The 16,915-nt window shown below is 72.0% G+C and carries 19 protein-coding genes, 1 tRNA gene and 3 pseudogenes; 10 read left to right on the forward strand and 13 right to left on the reverse strand.

Annotation, left to right across the window (positions count from 1 at the left end; translation table 11 throughout):
* Positions 1-41: 41 nt before the first annotated feature.
* Positions 42-1,658: an MFS transporter gene (locus OG332_RS18480; RefSeq protein WP_327414516.1), complete on the reverse strand. Its 1,617-nt coding sequence runs from the start codon at positions 1,656-1,658 to the stop codon at positions 42-44.
* A gap of 146 nt (positions 1,659-1,804) precedes the next feature.
* Between OG332_RS18480 and OG332_RS18485 the strand changes: the two are divergent.
* Positions 1,805-2,026: pseudogene (locus tag OG332_RS18485) on the forward strand (ATP-binding cassette domain-containing protein); the annotation flags it as partial.
* Here OG332_RS18485 and OG332_RS18490 read toward each other — a convergent pair.
* Both OG332_RS18490 and OG332_RS18495 read right to left on the reverse strand, forming a co-directional pair.
* Positions 2,027-2,188, reverse strand: a pseudogene (locus tag OG332_RS18490) (FAD-dependent oxidoreductase); the annotation flags it as partial.
* Positions 2,189-2,195: 7 nt separating this feature from the next.
* Complete coding sequence (locus OG332_RS18495; protein ID WP_327414517.1) at positions 2,196-2,627, reverse strand: arsenate reductase ArsC; 432 nt, start codon at positions 2,625-2,627, stop codon at positions 2,196-2,198.
* Positions 2,628-2,698: 71 nt separating this feature from the next.
* Here OG332_RS18495 and OG332_RS18500 point away from each other — a divergent pair, with 71 nt between their 5' ends.
* Genes OG332_RS18500 through OG332_RS18515 form a run of 4 tightly spaced genes read left to right on the forward strand, consistent with a single transcriptional unit; the run spans position 2,699 to position 5,474 of the window.
* Positions 2,699-3,013, forward strand: coding sequence for an ArsR/SmtB family transcription factor (locus OG332_RS18500; protein WP_327414518.1), 315 nt, complete (start codon positions 2,699-2,701; stop codon positions 3,011-3,013).
* A 50-nt stretch (positions 3,014-3,063) separates the two neighbouring features.
* Complete coding sequence (locus tag OG332_RS18505) at positions 3,064-3,858, forward strand: MIP/aquaporin family protein (RefSeq protein WP_327414519.1); 795 nt, start codon at positions 3,064-3,066, stop codon at positions 3,856-3,858.
* Entirely contained in the window at positions 3,855-4,895 is a 1,041-nt protein-coding gene (locus tag OG332_RS18510; protein WP_327414520.1) for an ArsO family NAD(P)H-dependent flavin-containing monooxygenase, read from the forward strand. The genes OG332_RS18505 and OG332_RS18510 overlap by 4 nt, the downstream gene beginning before the upstream one ends.
* Before the next feature lie 36 nt (positions 4,896-4,931).
* Positions 4,932-5,474 (forward strand): DinB family protein, encoded by a 543-nt coding sequence (locus OG332_RS18515; protein WP_327414521.1) that lies wholly within the window; start codon positions 4,932-4,934, stop codon positions 5,472-5,474.
* On the opposite strand, the pseudogene OG332_RS18520 reads toward OG332_RS18515, so the two are convergent.
* The 5 genes and pseudogenes from OG332_RS18520 to OG332_RS18540 all read right to left on the reverse strand — a co-directional run bounded on the left by OG332_RS18520 (position 5,467) and on the right by OG332_RS18540 (position 7,818).
* Positions 5,467-5,966, reverse strand: a pseudogene (locus OG332_RS18520) (GNAT family N-acetyltransferase). The gene OG332_RS18515 and the pseudogene OG332_RS18520 overlap by 8 nt on opposite strands.
* Positions 5,956-6,282: an ArsR/SmtB family transcription factor gene (locus OG332_RS18525; RefSeq protein WP_327414522.1), complete on the reverse strand. Its 327-nt coding sequence runs from the start codon at positions 6,280-6,282 to the stop codon at positions 5,956-5,958. Before OG332_RS18525 ends, OG332_RS18520 begins: the two are co-directional and overlap by 11 nt.
* Before the next feature lie 71 nt (positions 6,283-6,353).
* Positions 6,354-6,722 carry an ArsR/SmtB family transcription factor gene (locus tag OG332_RS18530; RefSeq protein ID WP_327414523.1) on the reverse strand — a complete coding sequence of 123 codons (369 nt, stop codon included), beginning with the start codon at positions 6,720-6,722 and terminating at the stop codon, positions 6,354-6,356.
* 44 nt (positions 6,723-6,766) lie between these two features.
* The gene (locus tag OG332_RS18535) at positions 6,767-7,066 is read right to left on the reverse strand and encodes a hypothetical protein (RefSeq protein ID WP_327414524.1); all 300 of its coding nucleotides are present in this window, start codon (positions 7,064-7,066) and stop codon (positions 6,767-6,769) included.
* Positions 6,997-7,818 (reverse strand): NAD(P)/FAD-dependent oxidoreductase, encoded by an 822-nt coding sequence (locus OG332_RS18540; RefSeq protein WP_327414525.1) that lies wholly within the window; start codon positions 7,816-7,818, stop codon positions 6,997-6,999. The genes OG332_RS18535 and OG332_RS18540 overlap by 70 nt, the downstream gene beginning before the upstream one ends.
* A 105-nt stretch (positions 7,819-7,923) precedes the next feature.
* Between OG332_RS18540 and OG332_RS18545 the strand changes: the two genes are divergently transcribed.
* From OG332_RS18545 to OG332_RS18565, 5 genes are all read left to right on the forward strand, one after another.
* Entirely contained in the window at positions 7,924-9,279 is a 1,356-nt protein-coding gene (locus OG332_RS18545) for an NAD(P)-binding domain-containing protein (RefSeq protein ID WP_327414526.1), read from the forward strand.
* 5 nt (positions 9,280-9,284) lie between these two features.
* On the forward strand, positions 9,285-10,505 hold the full coding sequence (locus OG332_RS18550) for an MFS transporter (protein ID WP_327414527.1): 1,221 nt from the start codon (positions 9,285-9,287) through the stop codon (positions 10,503-10,505).
* 140 nt (positions 10,506-10,645) lie between these two features.
* The gene (locus tag OG332_RS18555) at positions 10,646-10,867 is read left to right on the forward strand and encodes a hypothetical protein (RefSeq protein WP_327414528.1); all 222 of its coding nucleotides are present in this window, start codon (positions 10,646-10,648) and stop codon (positions 10,865-10,867) included.
* 109 nt (positions 10,868-10,976) lie between these two features.
* A tRNA-Arg gene (locus OG332_RS18560) sits at positions 10,977-11,049 on the forward strand.
* 230 nt (positions 11,050-11,279) lie between these two features.
* Positions 11,280-12,134, forward strand: a complete 855-nt coding sequence (locus OG332_RS18565) for a nitroreductase/quinone reductase family protein (protein WP_327414529.1) — start codon at positions 11,280-11,282, stop codon at positions 12,132-12,134.
* Here OG332_RS18565 and OG332_RS18570 read toward each other — a convergent pair.
* The 5 genes from OG332_RS18570 to OG332_RS18590 form a co-directional block, all read right to left on the reverse strand.
* Positions 12,058-13,356, reverse strand: coding sequence for a HAMP domain-containing sensor histidine kinase (locus OG332_RS18570; RefSeq protein WP_327414530.1), 1,299 nt, complete (start codon positions 13,354-13,356; stop codon positions 12,058-12,060). The two genes, OG332_RS18565 and OG332_RS18570, sit on opposite strands and share 77 nt — an antisense overlap.
* The gene (locus OG332_RS18575) at positions 13,353-13,490 is read right to left on the reverse strand and encodes a hypothetical protein (protein ID WP_327414531.1); all 138 of its coding nucleotides are present in this window, start codon (positions 13,488-13,490) and stop codon (positions 13,353-13,355) included. Before OG332_RS18575 ends, OG332_RS18570 begins: the two co-directional genes overlap by 4 nt.
* Before the next feature lie 182 nt (positions 13,491-13,672).
* Positions 13,673-14,341 (reverse strand): sortase domain-containing protein, encoded by a 669-nt coding sequence (locus OG332_RS18580; protein WP_327414532.1) that lies wholly within the window; start codon positions 14,339-14,341, stop codon positions 13,673-13,675.
* A 183-nt stretch (positions 14,342-14,524) separates the two neighbouring features.
* Positions 14,525-14,728 (reverse strand): hypothetical protein, encoded by a 204-nt coding sequence (locus OG332_RS18585; protein WP_327414533.1) that lies wholly within the window; start codon positions 14,726-14,728, stop codon positions 14,525-14,527.
* Positions 14,729-14,874: 146 nt separating this feature from the next.
* Positions 14,875-16,902 carry an MFS transporter gene (locus OG332_RS18590; protein WP_442816174.1) on the reverse strand — a complete coding sequence of 676 codons (2,028 nt, stop codon included), beginning with the start codon at positions 16,900-16,902 and terminating at the stop codon, positions 14,875-14,877.
* Positions 16,903-16,915 lie beyond the last annotated feature (13 nt).

Consider the following 16,915-nt stretch of genomic DNA (forward strand, 5'->3'; position numbering starts at 1 on the left):
CCACCTTCATCTGGCCGGTGAGGTGATCCGAAGGAAACAGCCTAGGGCTCCGCCGAGCGGGGCTGGGTCGTCGGGATGCGGTGGGTGAAGAACAGCGCGAGAAGGGCGGCGAAGGCGAGGATGGCGAGCGCGGCCTCGAGCCCGTCGAGTCGTGCTGCGGCGTTCGCATCCAGCGCGGCCTGGGTCACCGCGCTGCTCGTGCCGGCTTCGTCGAGGGCCGCCTCGAGCTGCGCGTCCGACAGGAACGGTGCGCCGCTTTGGAGCTTGACGGTCGCCTGGCTCTTGACGCTCTCCGGGATAGCCGGATTCTGCTCGACGCTGCTCAGGAAGGAACTGGTGAGCGAGGCGATCATGATCGATCCGGCGAGTGCCGTGCCGATCGAGGCACCGAGGTTGGTGACGGCGTTCTGGACGCCGCCCACTTCTGCGCTCTGCTCTTCCGGTACCGCGGACACGGTGACGGCCCCGAGCTGGGACGCCAGCGCGCCCATCCCCAGACCGATCAGCAGGAGGGGGACGGTGACGACTTCCGCACCGGCGTCCGCGTCGAGCGCGGCCATCAGGACCACCGCGCCCGCGAGCAGGGCGAGGACCCCGAGCCGCACCACGCGCCGCGGTGAGACGTCCGGGAGGAAGCGGGGGATCAGCACGGCGGCCGCCAGCAGGGTCACCGACAGCGGCAGGAGGCGGGCGCCTGTCTGCAGTGCGGACAGGCCGAGGGCGACCGACAGGTAGAGCGGGACGACGAAGAACACGCCCATCTGTACGAGGTACTGGAAGAAGAACATGGTCAGCCCGCCCGTGAGCTGTTTGTTCTGCAGCAGCGCCGGGTCGACGAGCGGCTCCCTGCGCTGCTCCACGAGGCGGGCCTCCCAGCGGAGGAAGAGCCAGATCAGCAGCAGACCCGCCATCATCAGCCACACGACCAGCGAGATCCCGAGCCACGACGGCGCGTTGGGCTTCGGCTGGAACCAGCCCCATTCGTCCGAGCGGAGCACCCCGTAGACGAAGAGCCCGAGCCCGAGCGCGGACAGCACGACCCCGACGAGATCGATGCGCCGGCGTTCGCCGATCGGGGCGTCGGCGATGCGGCGGGCCAGCAGCAGGATGCCGAGCACCACCAGCACCTCACCGGCGAACACCCACCGCCATGAGAAGTACGTCGTCGCGATGCCGCCGATGAGCGGCCCGACCGCGATCGCCACGGCCCCTGCCGCCGCGACGAGCCCGTAGGCGGCGGGCCGGCGTTCAGCGACGAAGTTGCCGGCCACCAGCGCCACGATCGCGGGCAGGATGAGCGCCGCCCCGATGCCTTCGAGGAACGACCAGCCGAACAGAAGCACCGGCAGATTCGGCGCGAGCGCCGTGGTGAGGGAGCCGGCCCCGTAGATGCAGCAGCCGATCAGGAACGCGCGTTTGCGGCCGATCAGCGCGCCGACCTTGCCGCCGGGGATCATGAACATCGCCATGACGAGGGTGTAGGCGGTGATCGCGCCCTGGATGCCCGACACGGTCGTGCCCACGTCCTCGGCCACCGTCGCGATCGAGACGTTCATGACCGAGCTGTCGAGCGCCATCAGGAACTGACCGGCCGAAAGCGTCAGCAAGACGACTCGCGCTTTTGCCGAACTCTCGACAGACCCTGTCCTCGATGCCATGGGCGGGATCGTCCCAGCCAAAGTGGCGGGCGGATCGGCGACCCGCCACACAGATCAACCGATTGGCGGACTGTATTACTCGATGCGGAACTGCCCCGACGCCCACGCCCGACTCCCGACTCCCCACTCCCGACTCCCGAGCCCGGGAATCGGGCCTGTGGAACGAGGTACGCGACCGGCTGGACGCCCCGGCCCAGGCACTCTCCAACGGCCGGCGCCAACGCCTATGCCTGGCCCGCGCCCTGGCCCTGGAACCCGCCGCCCTGCTGCTGGACGAGCCCATCAGCGCCCTGGACGAGCGGAGCCGGGACACGGTCGAGGAGTCGGTGGCCGCCCTCCGCGGCAACCGCACGGTCTTCCTCGTGTCGCGTCGTCGTGGTGAGCGAACCGCCGACGAATATGGAACTGCCGAAGAGCAGGGGCTTCAGCTGCGCGCGGGCGGTGTAGAGGGCGGCGGTGTAGCCGGCCGGCCCGGAGCCGATGATGACGACCTCGCGCACGTCACCGGTGCCCGTCGGGGTGGTCGTCATGACGTGGTCAGCCCTCCTGCTTCTGGGTGCTCTTGGCGTCGATCTCGGCGACGAGGCCCTCGATGAGGCCCTTGATCTCGTCACGGATGGGGCGCACGGCATCGACGCCCTGGCCGGCCGGGTCCTCGAGCTGCCAGTCCAGGTAGGTCTTGCCGGGGAAGTACGGGCAGGCGTCGCCGCAGCCCATGGTGATGATGTAGTCGGACGCCTGGGCGGCCTCGGGGGTGAGGACCTTCGGCTTCTGGTCGGAGATGTCGATCCCCAGTTCGGCCATCGCGGCGACGGCGGAGGGGTTGACCTGGTCTCCGGGCACGGAGCCGGCCGAGCGGACCTCGACCCGGTCGCCCGCGAGGTGGCGCAGGAATCCGGCGGCCATCTGGGATCGGCCTGCGTTGTGGATGCAGACGAACAGCACGGATGCGAGCGGGGTGGAGGACATCGTCTCTTCCTTCAATCCAATGACTCAGCCCGGACTGGTATCAGCCCAGAGTGATGTGAGAGTATCAGCACATGATGACGTCAGTCGACACTGAACTGATGCGGGTTCTGGCCGACCCGCTCAGGCTCCAGATCGTGACCCTCCTGGCCAAGGAAACGCTCTGCTCCACCCACCTCGTGGAGGAGACGGGCGCCAAGCAGACGAACCTCTCCAACCACCTGAAGGTGCTGCGCGAGGCCGGAGTCGTGGATACGGAGCCCTGCGGGAGGTTCACGTACTACCGCCTGCGTCCGGAGGTCATCGAGTCGCTCGCCGGTCAGTTCACCGATCTCGCTCAGAGTGCGCGCGCCACCGCCGAGGCGAACCTCAAGCGGTCCTGCCCGTAGTCCGTAGCTCGTAGTCGCTCTCCACCTCACCTACCCGAGGAGAACCTGCCTTGTCCGTCACCGAGCCCGTCGGCACCGCACTCGCAGCGGAGGCCGTCATAGCCGCCGACGCGCCCCAGCCCGCCCCCGGCGCGACCCCGCCCCGCACCCCGCTCATCGCGCGGGCCGCCGCCGAGCTGGTCGGGACGGCCGCGCTCGTGGCGGTCGTGGTCGGCTCCGGCATCCAGGCCACCGAGTTGACGCAGGACGTGGGCGTGCAGCTGCTGGCCAACTCCACGGCCACGGTCTTCGGCCTCGGCGTGCTGATCGCCCTCCTCGGTCCGGTCTCCGGAGCTCACTTCAACCCGGCCGTCACGCTGGCCGAGTGGTGGACGGCTCGCCGCGGCGGCGCCGGGGTCACCGCCCGCGAGCTCGCCGTGTACGTGCCCTCGCAGATCGTCGGCGCCATCGCGGGCGCGATCCTGGCGGACGCGATGTTCGGCGAGCCGCTGGTGAAGTGGTCCACGCACGACCGCTCGGCGGGGAACCTCCTCCTGGGCGAGGTGGTCGCCACGGCGGGCCTGATCCTGCTGATCTTCGGCCTGGCCCGCACCGACCGCCTGCGCTTCGCACCGGTCGCGGTCGCCTCCTACATCGGCGCTGCGTACTGGTTCACCTCGTCCACCTCCTTCGCCAACCCGGCCGTGACGATCGGGCGTGCCTTCACGGACACCTTCGCGGGCATCGCCCCCGCCTCCGTGCCCGGCTTCATCGGCATGCAGCTGGTCGGCGCCGTGGTGGGCCTCGCCCTGGTGGCGGTCATCTTCATGCGCGGGAAGACGGACAGCGAGCGGCCCGCCGCATGACGCAGCACGCGGATGTGGTGGTGGTCGGTGGCGGCCAGGCAGGGCTCGCCGCCGGCTACTACCTGCGTCGGGCAGGCATCGACTTCACCATCCTCGACGCCCAGGCCACTCCCGGCGGGGCCTGGCAGCACGCGTGGGACTCGCTGCACCTGTTCTCCCCGGCTGCGTACTCCTCCCTGCCCGGCCGCCTCATGCCGCAGCAGGAGGGCAAGCCCTTCCCGGACGTCGCGCACGTGCTGGAGTACCTGGCCGACTACGAGAAGCGCTACGAACTTCCCATCCAGCGCGGCGTCCGCGTCACCGGTGTCCACGACGCCTCACCGCTCCTGCGCATCGAGACGGACACCGGCGCCTGGACCGCCCGGGCCGTCATCAGCGCCACGGGCAACTGGTGGCGCCCCTTCCTGCCCGCCGTTCCCGGCCGGTCGGACTTCCAGGGCCGCCAGCACCACACGGTGGAGTACCGCAGCCCCTGGGACTACGCCGGCCAGCGCGTGATCGTCGTGGGCGGCGGCAACTCCGGCGCCCAGATCGCCGCCGACCTCGCCGCGCACGCCACCGTCCGCTGGGTCACCCAGCGCCCGGCCCGCTATCTCCCGGACGAGATCGACGGCCGCGCCCTCTTCGAACTCGCCAGCCAGCGCGTCCAGTCCGGCGGTCCCCGCATCTCCGACCTCGGCGACATCGTCGCCGTCCCGCCCGTACGCGCGGCCCGCGACGCCGGTCTCATCCCCGACCACCGGATGTTCGACGGTCTGACGGCCGACGGAGCCCGCTGGGCCGACGGCAGCACCCGGCCCTGCGACGCGATCATCTGGTGCACCGGCTTCCGCCCCGCGCTCTCGCACCTGACTCCGCTGGGCCTGCGCACCGAGGGCGGCCGCATCCCCACCGAAGGCACCCGCGCCGTCGCCGACCCGCGGATCCACCTCCTCGGCTACGGCGACTGGACCGGCCCCGCCTCCGCCACCCTCATCGGCGTCGGCCGCACGGCACGCGAAGCAGCACGCGGGATCGCCGAACTCCTCAACGCCTGAACCGCCCAGGAGCGGGAATCATCGAAGTGGCAGCCCATGATGAGCGAGATCGCGATGGACCGGCAGGCCGTGTACGCGGACTACGAGCGCGCGCGGCAGACCTTCCACGACCTGCTCGACAGCGCCGCGACGGCAGACCTCGCCCGTCCCACGCGCGGTACCCGGTGGACCAACGAGCAACTGCTGTGGCACATGCTCTTCGGCTACATGATCGCCCGGGTGCTGCTGGTCCTGGTCGGCGTCTTCGGGCGGCTGCCCCGCAGCGCCGGCAAGGCCTTCGCCCGGGCGCTGAACGCCGCGACCGTACCGTTCGGCTGGGTCAACCACGTCGGCCCGTGCGGGGCGGTGAAGGTCTTCGGGCCGCGCCGGACGGGCGCCGCCTTCGACCGCGTCATCGACTCCCTGCAGCGCCGCCTGGCAGCGGAGTCCGATGCAGACCTGGCCCGTGGCATGCACTACCCCGTCCGCTGGGACCCGTTCTTCCAGGACTTCATGACGCTCGCGGACCTCTACCGCTACCCGACGCAGCACTTCGACTTCCACCGCCGCCAGCTCACCCTGAACGGCGAGCTCAGCTGATCTGCGGGCTCCGCCGCTCCAACAGGACCCGTCACGCCACACGCCGCGCTGGCGGCCGATGCGCTCGCGGGTTCCGATGACGCGGAAGCCGACCCGCTCGTGGACGGCGAGGCTGGCGGCGTTCTCGGGAAAGATCCCGGACTGGATCGTCCAGATGCCCGCCGCTTCGGTCGAGGCGATCAGCGCCTGCAGCAGGGCGCGGGCGACTCCACGGCCTCGCGCGGCCGGGTCGACGTACACGGAATGCTCGACCACGCCCGCGTAGGCGCATCGATCCGATACCGCGGTCGCGGCGACCCAACCAAGGACCTTGCCGTCCTCGTCCACCGCGGCAAAGCGGTGGCCCGGCAGCTTGGCGGCGTCGAATGCCTCCCAGGTCGGGGCGGTGGCTTCGAAGGTGGCGTTGCCTTCGTCGATCCCGAACTGGTAGATCGCCAGCACCTGCTCCGCGTGCGCCGGCGCCATCGCCGCGATATTGAACTCAGCAGCCATCGGCGGGCGCCTCCTCGCCGAGGATCGCGCGTACGGCGCGGGGGAAGACGGTCAGGCAGGTGTGGTTGACCGTGTAGAGGGTGGACGTGCCCTGCTTTTCGGCGAGGACGAACCGCACCTCGGCGAGGATCTTGAGGTGGTGCGAGACCGTCGACTGGCCCACCTCGGCCCGCGCGACGATCTCGCCCACGCTCATCGCGCGGTCCTCGCCGGCCAGCAGGTGGAGCAGCCGCACACGGGTGGGATCGGCCAGGGCCTTGAACCAGCCCGCGTACGTGTGGGCGTCTTCTTCGCTGAGCGGCAGGTCAGTCTTCATCGTCAATCGACGATAATCGATAGACGATGTCGGGCACCACCACATCGGCAGGACCCACTCCGCGCGCGGCCCTACGCCTCGCGGGCGGAGTCGACCAGCAGCGCCCCCATCGCGGCGAGCACGGTCGGCTCGACCCGGTAGTACACCCAGGTCCCGCGCCGCTCGGAGGACAGGAGCCCCGCCTCCTTCAGCTTCTTCAGGTGATGGGAGACGGTCGGCTGAGACACCCCCACATCGGAGATGTCGCACACGCACGCCTCCCCACCCTCATGAGAGGCGACGGCGGAGAACAGGCGCAGACGGACGGGATCCCCGAGGGCCTTGAACATCTTCGCCGCGACCTCGGCCTCGCTCGCGGACATGGCGCGCTCGGTCAGCGGCGGGCAGCAGGGCACGACGGCATCGGGCTCCAGGAGCGGCAGAACCTTCGCATTCGACATACGTCTATGTTGACACACATCGAACCAGGTCGGCAGGGGCAGCCTCAGGCGCGGTCCAGGAAGGCCGTAAGGCGGCGAGCCGCCCGCGCGGCATCGCGGCCCACCCCGCGCAGGGAGTTCGAGGACAGGCTGCGCTGCCATTCCAGCCCTACGAAGGCCAGGCCCGGGTGAGCGAGGGAAGCTCCGTCCTGGTGGCGAGGCCGGCCGGATATGTCGAGGGCGCCGTCGAGTCCGGCGAGGCAGGGCAGGTCAGGGCGGTAGCCCGTGGCCAGGATCAGCGCGTCCACCGTTTCCATGGCCCCGCCGGCCCAGGTGACCTTCTCGCCGTCCAGGCTGAGGAACACGGGCCGACGGTGCCGGCACCCAAGGCGGCGCGGTAGCGGCCGTCATCGAGGACGGGCTGGGCGGGCGGGGTGCGGAGCAGGCGCCCCAGCGGTGCGGCATCCAGCCCGGTGCGGGTCAGCCAGAAGTGCAGGTCCCGGCCCAGCAGGTGCCGGCGGGCGAACTTCACCGGCGCCCGGGTCGCCAGTGTCGTACGGCTCACCCGGGCGAGCTCGGCTGCGATCTGGACCGCGGAGTTACCGGCCCCGACCACGACGACCCGCTGCCCGACGAAGGGGGCCGGGTCGCGGTAGTCCGCCGCATGCAGCACCCGCCCGGTGAACGATTCCAGGCCCGGCAGCGTCGGCCGGAGGGGACGGCCGAAGCTGCCGGCCGCCGCGACCACCGCGCGGGCCGCGAGGTTCCCGCCGCCCTCCAGCTCGACGGTGAAGCCGGCGCCGTTCGCCGCGACCGCGGCCACCCGGTGGCCGGTGCGGATGTCGGCCTGGAGCCGGTCGGCGTAGGCGCTCAGGTAGGCGACGACCTCGTCGCGGTGCGGATGGCGGTCCGGATCGCCACCGAACGGCATGCCGGGCAGCGCGCTGAACCGGGCCGGGGAGAAGAGGGTCAGGCTGTCGTAGTAGCGCGGCCAGGACCCGGCCGCCCGATCCGACGCCTCCTGGATCACCGGCGCCCGGCCCCGCCGGGCGAGTGCGTCCGCGGCCGCCAGACCCGACTGGCCGCCTCCGATGACCGCGACATCCACGCGCTCCACGAAAGACCTCCGATTTGATGAATGTCTATGTTGACGTCCATCGAAGCAGATGCCATGCTGGAGACGCGAGCATCGATAGATGTCGAAACAAACGAGGAGCCTGCCGTGAACGCGCCCGCCACCACCGAGCTGCCTGTCGTCGTCATCGGCGCCGGACCCGCCGGACTCGCCGCCGCTGCCCACCTGGTCGACCGCGGCATCGAACCCCTCGTCCTGGAGGCCGGCACCGCAGCCGGCGCCGCCGTACGCGAGTGGGCACACGTGCGGCTGTTCTCCACCTGGGGCGAGGTCGTCGACCCGGCCGCCGAGAAGCTCCTCGCCCCCACCGGCTGGGTCAAGCCCGACCCGGCCGCCTACCCCTCCGGCGGAGACTGGGCCGAGCGCTACCTCCAGCCGCTCGCCGATGTCCTCGGCGAGCAGGTCCGCTACGACGCGCGGGTCACCGGCGTCTCCCGCACCGGACGGGACCGCATCGTCGACGCCGACCGCGAGGCCCAGCCCTTCGTCATCAACTACGAGACCGCCGACGGAGCCGAGCAGCGCATCCGGGCACGAGCCGTCATCGACGCCTCCGGCACCTGGACCACCCCGGGCCCGGCCGGCGGCAGCGGACTCGCCGCCCTCGGCGAGAAGGCGGCAGCCGACCGCATCACCTACCGCGTCCCGGACCTGAAGGACCCCGCCGTCCGCGCCCGCTACGCAGGCAAGCGCACCGCGGTCATCGGCTCCGGCGCCTCCGCCTTCACCGCGCTGGCCTATCTGGCCGACCTCGCCAAGGACGAGCCGGGCACCCACTCCGTGTGGATCCTGCGGCGCGGCATCAGCGGCTCGACCTTCGGCGGTGGAGCCTCCGACCAGCTCCCCGCCCGCGGCGCCCTCGGCCTCGCCGCCAAGGCCGCCGTCGACAACGGCTACGCCGACGCGGTCACCGGCTTCCGCACCGACGCCGTGGAGAAGAGTGGAGAGCAGCTCGTCCTGGTCGCCGACGACGGGCGCCGCCTGGACCCGGTCGACGAGGTCATCGTCCTGACGGGCCTGCGCCCCGACCTGTCGTTCGTCTCCGAACTGCGCCTGGGCCTCGACGAGCGCCTCCAGGCGCCCCTGGATCTGGCCCCGCTGATCGACCCCAACCAGCACTCCTGCGGCACCGTCTACCCGCACGGCGTGAAGGAGCTCTCCCACCCGGAGAAGGACGTCTACCTCGTCGGCATGAAGAGCTACGGGCGCTCCACGGCCTTCCTCGCCATGACCGGCTACGAGCAGGTCCGCTCCATCGCAGCGGCCCTCGCGGGCGACCGGGAAGCCGCCGAGCGCGTCGAGCTCACCCTCCCCGAGACCGGAGTGTGCGGCGGCGCGGGCCTGTTCGACCAGCCCGAGGCCGCCGAGGCGACCGGTGGCGGCTGCTGCGCAGCCCCCGCCACACTCACGATCGGCGCCCCGGCCTCTTCCGGCGGCTGCTGACCACCGTGCAACACATTCAGGCCGACGCGGCCGCGACCGGGACGGGGGTCCGGGCGCGGCCGCGCGCCGTACTGCCCGCCCTCTGCGCCACGCAGATCACCAGCTGGGGAATCGTCTACTACGCCTTCCCCGTCCTCCTCCCCCGCCTGACCGCCGACACCGGCTGGTCCACCAACGCGGCAACGGCCGCGTTCTCCCTCGCGCTCCTGGTCTCGGCCATAGCCGGGATCCCCATCGGCCGGGTCCTCGACCGACGAGGGCCGCGCGCCGTGATGACCGTCGGCTCCGCACTCGGCACACTCGCCCTGCTGCTCATCGCGGCTGCCCCCGACCTGACCGTATTCACAGTCGGTTGGCTGCTCGCGGGCGTCGCCATGGCAGCCACCTTCTACCCGCCCGCCTTCGCCGCCCTGACCCGCTGGTGGGGCCCCGACCGCGTCCGCGCCCTGACCCTCGTCACCCTCGCCGGCGGACTGGCCTCCACCGTCTTCGCACCCCTGACCGCCCTCCTCGCCGAGCACCTGAGCTGGCGGGCGACGTACGCGGTCCTCGCGGTGATCCTCGCCGCCATCACCATCCCCGCACACGCCCTGGCCCTGCGCGCCCCCTGGCCGAGCGCCCCACCGCAGCCACCCGCCGTCGACCGCACTCCCATCCCGCGCAGCCGCCCGTTCCTCCTGCTGGCCGCGGCCTTCACCCTCTCCAGCTTCGCCATGTACGCCGTCGTCATGGGGCTCATCCCGCTCCTCACCGAGCGCGGTGCCACGCCCACGCAAGCCGCCTGGGCGCTCGGGCTGGGCGGGGCAGGCCAGACCCTCGGCCGCACCCTCTACGCGGGCCTGTCCACCCGCACCTCCGTCACGACGCGCACCGTCACCCTGATCACCCTCGGCGGCGCGACCACCGCAGCACTCGCCGTCGTCCCGGGCCCCATCCCCCTCCTGGTCCTGCTCGCGGTCCTGGCAGGCGTCGTCCGCGGCAACCTCACCCTCCTCCAGGCCACCGCCGTCACCGACCGCTGGGGCACCACCCACTACGGCCGCCTCTCCGCCCTCCTCGGAGCCCCCGCCCACATCACCGCAGCCCTGGCCCCCTGGGCATGCGCCGCCCTCGCCGGCCCCCTCGGCGGCTACCCACACCTCTTCGCGGCACTGGCCGCCATCTCGCTCATCGCGGCAGCACTGGCGGCCGTACCCGCAAAGAGGGCTTCCCTGGCGGCGAATTGAGGGTGGCTGGACGGAGAATGACCCCGGCCCTCTTCCCGCTGTGAGCGGACGGCACCACCAAGACAGGGATAGGGGTCGACGGCGTCACGCACTGCACCCCGCTTCCCGTCGAGGAGCTCGAGTGCAGGAAGGCCGGGCGCGTGCGCCACTACCACCGCGTGACCATCCAGTGCCGGGTGCAGATCCGCACCGAGCACATCCGGGTCGACGAAACCGAGGAGGACCGGCAGATCGACCCGTCAACAGGGCGGCAGCGGTTCAACCGAACCGAGCGCCTGCGTCCGGTACCCCCTGACGCACCCACCTGGAAGCGCAGGCGCCATGGATTGCAGATGCGGATCAAGCACCACCCGCTACACTGACCGCGGTGGCCAGGCCTCACAGCCAGGTCTCCGCGCGCTGTCGGTAAACCCCTCTGGATCATCGCGTCTACATGGACCGATTTTCAGACACGTTTTCCGACAGATCCCGGCCTTCGTAGCTCAGGGGATAGAGCACGGCTCTCCTAAAGCCGGTGTCGCAGGTTCGAATCCTGCCGAGGGCACACTCCGAGGACCTCCAACCGGAAACGGTTGGAGGTCCTTTTCGCTCTGTGGTTACATGGCGCCCGTGTCGCGTGACGCCGCCTACTGAGATGTGGGCCGGGCGGTGGTTGGGCAGGCACCTGTTGTCGAAGGACCGGGCCCATGGGCATCTACGCCACCGGCTACGGGTGATCTCCCTCGGTTTTGCCGCTGCCATCGCACGCACACACCGTGAGGACGTTCACACTCCGTGTCATTTTCGTTCCATCAGACCGTCATTGATGAGTTCAGGGCCAACGCCGGTCGCGTCGGCGGGCCCTTCGAAGGGTCCGAGCTGATCCTGCTCACCACCACCGGAGCCAGGTCCGGGAAGCCCCACACCGTCCCGCTCGGGTTCCTGCGCGAAGCCGGGGGGCTGCTCGTCGTGGGATCCGCGGCCGGGGCCGACCGGCATCCCGCCTGGTATCACAACCTGCTCGCGCGTCCCCTCGTACAGGTGGAGACCGCGGCCGAGGAGTACGAGGCCGTCGCCGTGCCCGCCGAAGGGGCGCGCCGGGACGAGCTGTTCGCGCGCGTCGTGCGCGAGGCGCCCGGGTACGGGGAGTACCAGGCGCGCACCGGGCGGGTGATCCCCGTCGTGGTGCTCCAGCGGACGCACGAGGCGGCCTCGGGCGAGGGCGGGATCGCCGGGAAGCTGCTCGACGTGCACGGGTGGCTGCGGGCCCAGCTGGAGCTCGTACGGGAGCTCGTACGGGAGCGGGCGCACGAGGAGCCGCGCGGTGGCCGGGCACTGCCGCTCGGGCTTCAACTGCGCCAGCACTGCCTCGCGTTCTGCCACTCGCTGGAGTTCCACCACAAGAGCGAGGACGCCGGCCTCTTCCCGTACCTGGAGCAACAGCACCCCCACATGAGGGAGTTCTTCCGCAGGCTCGACGCCGAGCACCGCGGCATCGCACGGCTCCAGCAGGAGCTGGTGCGGGCGCTGGACGCGCCGGGCGGTGCGGGATTCGGCGAGGGGGTGGAGCGGCTCAGCCGGGAGCTGGAGGCTCATCTCGACGCCGAGGAGGCGCAGTTGCTCCCCGTGCTGCGGGCTCTGGGAGCGTGACGCGGGCCTCGGCGCCGCCCTCCTCCCGGTTGCGGAAGGCGAGGGTGGCGCCGAGGGCCCGTGCCTGGCCCACGGCGATGGTCAGGCCCAGCCCGTGGCCCTTGTTCGCGCCCTCCGTACGGAACCGCTGCGGGCCGGTGGTGAGGAGGTACTCCGGGTAGCCGGGGCCCGCGTCGGTCACGGTCAGGGTCCGGCCGTCGACGGTGAGCGTGACCGGGGCCGCGCCGTGGCTGTGCGCGTTGGCCACGAGGTTGCCCAGGATCCGCTCCAGGCGGCGCCGGTCCGTCTCCACCCGCGGGGAGGAGACCACGTCCAAGGCCGTGTCGGTGCCGGAGGCCCGGATCGTGCGCACCGCCAGATCGCCCAGGTCGTACCAGTCCAGCTCCACGCGCTCGCTGCGCGCGTCCAGCCGGGAGATCTCCAGCAGGTCCTCGGTCAGCGCGCGCATCGCCTGTACCCGGTCCCGTACGAGCTCGGCCGGACGGCCCGGCGGCAGCAGCTCGGCGGCCGCGTTCAGGCCGGTCAGGGGGGTGCGGAGCTCGTGGGCGACATCCGCCGTGAACCGCCGTTCCGCTTCGAGCTTGCGCTGGAGGGACGCGGCCATGGTGTCCAGGGCCCGGGAGACCGCCGCCACCTCGTCCTGGTTCCGCGCGCCGTCGTCGACCCGCGCGTCCAGGTCGCCCGCGGTGATCCGGCGGGCCACCTGCGCGGTCAGGTGCAGCCGCCGGGTGATGCGGGTGACGCCGAACGCGCCCATGAGGAGGGTGGCGCCGATGGCCAGCCCCGAGGAGCCGAGGATGGCCCGGTCCAGTTCGGCGATGGTCCGCTCGCCGGCGCGGAAGTCCACGGACACGGCTATCGCGGTCCCCTCCTCGGCCGGCGCGGCCGCCCACATGGCGGCGCGTCCGCGGTGCTCGCCGAGCGCCGTGCCGCGTTTGCCGTCGACGGCCCGTGCGCGCAGCTCGGGGGGCAGGCCGACCGGGTCGATGCCCTCGCCGCGGGGCAGGCGCGCACCGGTCTCGTAGGCCCTGATGGCCCGCTCCAGCTTCGTCTGCGCCTTCTCGCGGGCGGTGGCGACGGTCTGGTGGGTCATGGCACGGTGCACGAGGACGCCGAGGAGGGCCGCCAGCCCGCAGCACATGAGGGTGATGAAGACCGCGGCCTTCCAGATCAGGGTGGAGGTCCAGGCGGGCAGCCGCGGGCGCGACGGCCGCGCTCTCATCGGCGGGGCTCCGCCGGGGTGCCGGTGCCGGCGACGATGTCGGTGACGGTGACGGACCACATGGCGGTGCCGGAGGGCATGGCTGTGCCGGAGGGCATGCCCATGCCCATGGTGCTGTGCTGGATGTTGCTCATGGTCCCCGTTCCCCGTCCCCCGTTCCCCGTCCCCTGTTCCGCGTCCCCTGTTCCGCGGCCCCTGCTCCGCGGCCCCTGCTCCCCGTCCCCTGCTCCGCGGTCGCGTTCACCCTTCACCGTTCCCCCGGTGAGCTCACGGTAGTGCGCCCGTTTCGGCCGGTGGTCGGCGGGATCGCGCCGGATCAGGCCACGAGGTCGGCGTAGAAGACGACGTTGTCGGTGCGGTGCCCGTCCTTCACCTCGCCGCCGCAGGTCAGCAGGCGCAGCTCGGGCCGGTCGGTGTCCCGGTAGACCTTGCCGGTCGGGAAGTCCTTCTTGTTCACCTCCTCGATCTCGCGGACCTTGAACCTGGCCGTCTTACCGTCCTCGCGCGGCACCTCCACCACGTCGCCGAGCCTGATCTTCTCGACGTCCTTCATCAGCGCCGGCCCGTGCCTGGTGTCGAAGTGCGCGACGAGCACGGAGACCCCCTTCTCGCCCGGGGTGACCCCCTCGGTCCACCAGCCGGGGGTGTCCGCGTCGGTGTCGGCGTTCGGCACGCCGAGCTCGCCGGAGACCGGGTCCACCGCGAGGTCGACCATCCGCTTCGCGTCCACGCCCGCCGCGTCGATCTTCATACCAGTCGGCCTCGACCTGGGCAGCGCCGGGGCGACGTCCGCCGCGGGGACGAAGGCGGGGGCCGCGGTGCTGCCGACCTTGGGGTCCGGCGGCAGCTTCGTCCCGCCGCCGCAGGCCGCGAGGCCCCCGGAGACCGCGACGGCGAGGACGGCGGTCGCCACGGCCCGGCCGGTCCGGCGGCCGGTCCCGCGGGCGGTGCGGGCGCGGCGGACGGGGGCGAGGGTGCTGGTCATGGCGTGCGTACTCCGTGCGGGCATGCGGGCGGGAGGGACGGCCATGACGCTACGGGGGGCACATGTGGGTATTCCGTCGGTGATGTAACGGTTCTCCGGCCGCCACCCGGCGAACGGGCTCCGACGGAAAAGGCCCTCCCGGCCGAGACCGGAAGGGCTACGTCCAGCGACGGGTCGACTCGGTCAGCTCAGGCCACTGGTGCGCTCGCCGATGCGGTCACCCTGCGGAGTGCCGGCCCGCTTGAGCGCGGCCTTCGTGTGCAGCCCGCCCTTGACCTTGCTCCGTACCGGACCGTCGAAGCCGTGCCCCGGCATACGCGGCGGCTGCGCCTGTTCCTGCACCTTCGCGATGGCCGTCCGGACGTCGCGCTTCTGCTCTTTGTTCATCCCGTCGTCAACTCCCTCGGGAAGCACCCAATCGGACTACTGGGATCGTATGCATATATACGGACCAACGCACCCGGACCGGCACGTAAAGAATTCCGATCAAGGGCTCTGGATCAGGTCCGGATCAGGTCCGGAGCAAGCGCGGATCACCGGCGCGGCGGAGCCGGCAGCTTCGGCTGTCCCAGCGTCTGGTGGACCAGGTCGTCCGGGCAGGGCGTTCCCCGCGGCAGCTGGTACTTCGCCGCCACCCGGTACTCCCCCGGTGCGGGCGCCAGCAGCTCCGTCCACACGTCGCCGGTCTCGTCCGGCGCCGCCTTGAAGAGGCATCCGGCGCTGTTCGCGTACTCCTTGCGGAGCGCGCCGCCCTCCCCGCTCCCGCCCCGCGCCTTGGACGCGAAGGTCTCCTGGGGCGGCGGTACGGGCTTCCCCGCCCCGTCGACCAGCCCCAGCCACGGGGAGTGCGGGATCCGCACGAGGACCCGCCCCGGCTTCTTCACGTCGATGACCAGCCGGTCGGCGCTCGCCCGCACCACGGTCGCCGGTCCGGCCACCAGGTCCGTCGGCTCGTGGACCTTGAACAGCTGCCAGTTCGCGTCGCCCCACACCTGCTGGAGGTACGGGAGCCCCCCGCGCACGAGCTTCGCCTCGTCCTCCCCGCCCGAGTCGGGTTTGTCGGCCGGCAGCACCACGTAGTGCACGGCCCAGCGCTCCAGCCAGGCCCGGTAGCTGTCGGCGGTGAGGGTGTCGTCGTAGAAGAGCGGGTTGCGCTCCAGGTCGGCCTGCCGGTTCCAGCCGCGCGCGAGGTTCACGTACGAGGGGAAGGCGGAGGACTCGCGGTGGCTGCTGGCGGGGACCACCTCGACCCGGCCGCGGTCGGCGCCCGCCTTCTGCAGCCGGTCGACGAGCGGGGCCAGCTCACGGTTCCACGCGGCCACCGGGGTGGTACGGATGATGTCCGTGATGCTGTTGGCGGTGATCCAGGCGTTCAGCCCGACGAAGGCGAGCAGCACCCCGTACCAGCGCCGCGAGCGCGGGAGCTCGTACGCGAGGGCCGCGAGCAGTACGGCCCCGCCGAACAGCATCACCAGCCGGGTGACGTTCGAGCCGACCTGGGAGTCGATCAGCCAGGTCAGGAAGACCCCGAGGGCGTAGACGGCGGACGCGATCCGGACCGTCTTCCACCGCTTCGGTACGAGGAACAGGATCAGCAGCGCGAACACGAAGGGCAGCCCGGCCGAGCCGATCTTCATCGGCTGCGTCCCGGAGAACGGGAAGAGCCAGGCCGACAGTCCGACCACGGCCACCGGGGCCAGCCCCAGCGCGTACGCACCCGGGCGCCGCCCGCTCAGGAACAGCGCGGCCGCGATCACCCCGAGGAACAGGCCCGCGACGGGGCTGGCGGCGGTCGCGAGCCCGGCCAGCGGGGCCGCCACCGCTGCCTTGGCCCAGCGCCGCCGCGCCCACTTGCGGGGCCAGCAGAAGACCGCTGCGACCGCGGCGAGCGCGAACATCGCACCGAGACCGAAGGTGACGCGGCCCGACAGGGCGTTGCAGAGCAGCCCGTACACCCCGGCCAGGGCGGGCCACAGCGGCTCGCGCACGGCGCCGCGGCAGCGGGTGAGGATCAGCGCGAGCAGCCCGGCCGAGACGGTGCCCGCGATCATCATCGTGGTCCGGACGCCGAGCATGTGCATGAGGTACGGCGAGACCACGCTGTACGAGACGGGGTGCATGCCGCCGTACCAGGCGAGGTTGTACGCCGAGTCGGGATGGCGGCCCACGAACTCGGCCCAGGCGTCCTGCGCGGCGAGGTCTCCGCCGCTGTTGGCGAAGCTGAAGAACCAGACGACGTGCAGTACGGCGGCGAGGGCGGTGGCGACGGCCACCGGGTGGCGCCGGGCCCCGTCGAGGGCGGCGCGGACCAGGCCGGCGCGGCCGCGGAGCCGTATGCCGCCGGGGGCGGGGACGGCGCCGGGGCCGAGGTCGGGAGTGGGTGCAGGGCCGGGAGTGGCGCCCGGGCCGGCGGACGGCGCGGGCACCCCCGTGCCGGCGGACTGCTCCGGTACTCCGGAGCCCCCGCCCTCGCCTTCGCCCTGGCCCTGGCCGTCGGCACCCCCGCCGTCGGCCGGCGGGACGGCGTCCTGACGCCGGCCCTGCTGCTCAGCAGTGGTCACTGCCGCTCTCCCC

The sequence above is a fragment of the Streptomyces sp. NBC_01233 genome, from assembly GCF_035989305.1.
In the GTDB taxonomy this organism is placed as follows: Bacteria; Actinomycetota; Actinomycetes; order Streptomycetales; family Streptomycetaceae; genus Streptomyces.

Excerpts from the sequence above, each read along its gene's own strand:
- OG332_RS18480 (WP_327414516.1), bottom strand. The coding sequence starts at position 1,658 with ATGGCATCGAGGACAGGGTCTGTCGAGAGTTCGGCAAAAGCGCGAGTC.
- OG332_RS18495 (WP_327414517.1), bottom strand. The coding sequence starts at position 2,627 with ATGTCCTCCACCCCGCTCGCATCCGTGCTGTTCGTCTGCATCCACAAC.
- OG332_RS18500 (WP_327414518.1), top strand. The coding sequence starts at position 2,699 with ATGATGACGTCAGTCGACACTGAACTGATGCGGGTTCTGGCCGACCCG.
- OG332_RS18510 (WP_327414520.1), top strand. The coding sequence starts at position 3,855 with ATGACGCAGCACGCGGATGTGGTGGTGGTCGGTGGCGGCCAGGCAGGG.
- OG332_RS18515 (WP_327414521.1), top strand. The coding sequence starts at position 4,932 with ATGATGAGCGAGATCGCGATGGACCGGCAGGCCGTGTACGCGGACTAC.
- OG332_RS18525 (WP_327414522.1), bottom strand. The coding sequence starts at position 6,282 with ATGAAGACTGACCTGCCGCTCAGCGAAGAAGACGCCCACACGTACGCG.
- OG332_RS18530 (WP_327414523.1), bottom strand. The coding sequence starts at position 6,722 with ATGTCGAATGCGAAGGTTCTGCCGCTCCTGGAGCCCGATGCCGTCGTG.
- OG332_RS18570 (WP_327414530.1), bottom strand. The coding sequence starts at position 13,356 with ATGAGAGCGCGGCCGTCGCGCCCGCGGCTGCCCGCCTGGACCTCCACC.
- OG332_RS18575 (WP_327414531.1), bottom strand. The coding sequence starts at position 13,490 with ATGAGCAACATCCAGCACAGCACCATGGGCATGGGCATGCCCTCCGGC.
- OG332_RS18580 (WP_327414532.1), bottom strand. The coding sequence starts at position 14,341 with ATGACCAGCACCCTCGCCCCCGTCCGCCGCGCCCGCACCGCCCGCGGG.
- OG332_RS18585 (WP_327414533.1), bottom strand. The coding sequence starts at position 14,728 with ATGAACAAAGAGCAGAAGCGCGACGTCCGGACGGCCATCGCGAAGGTG.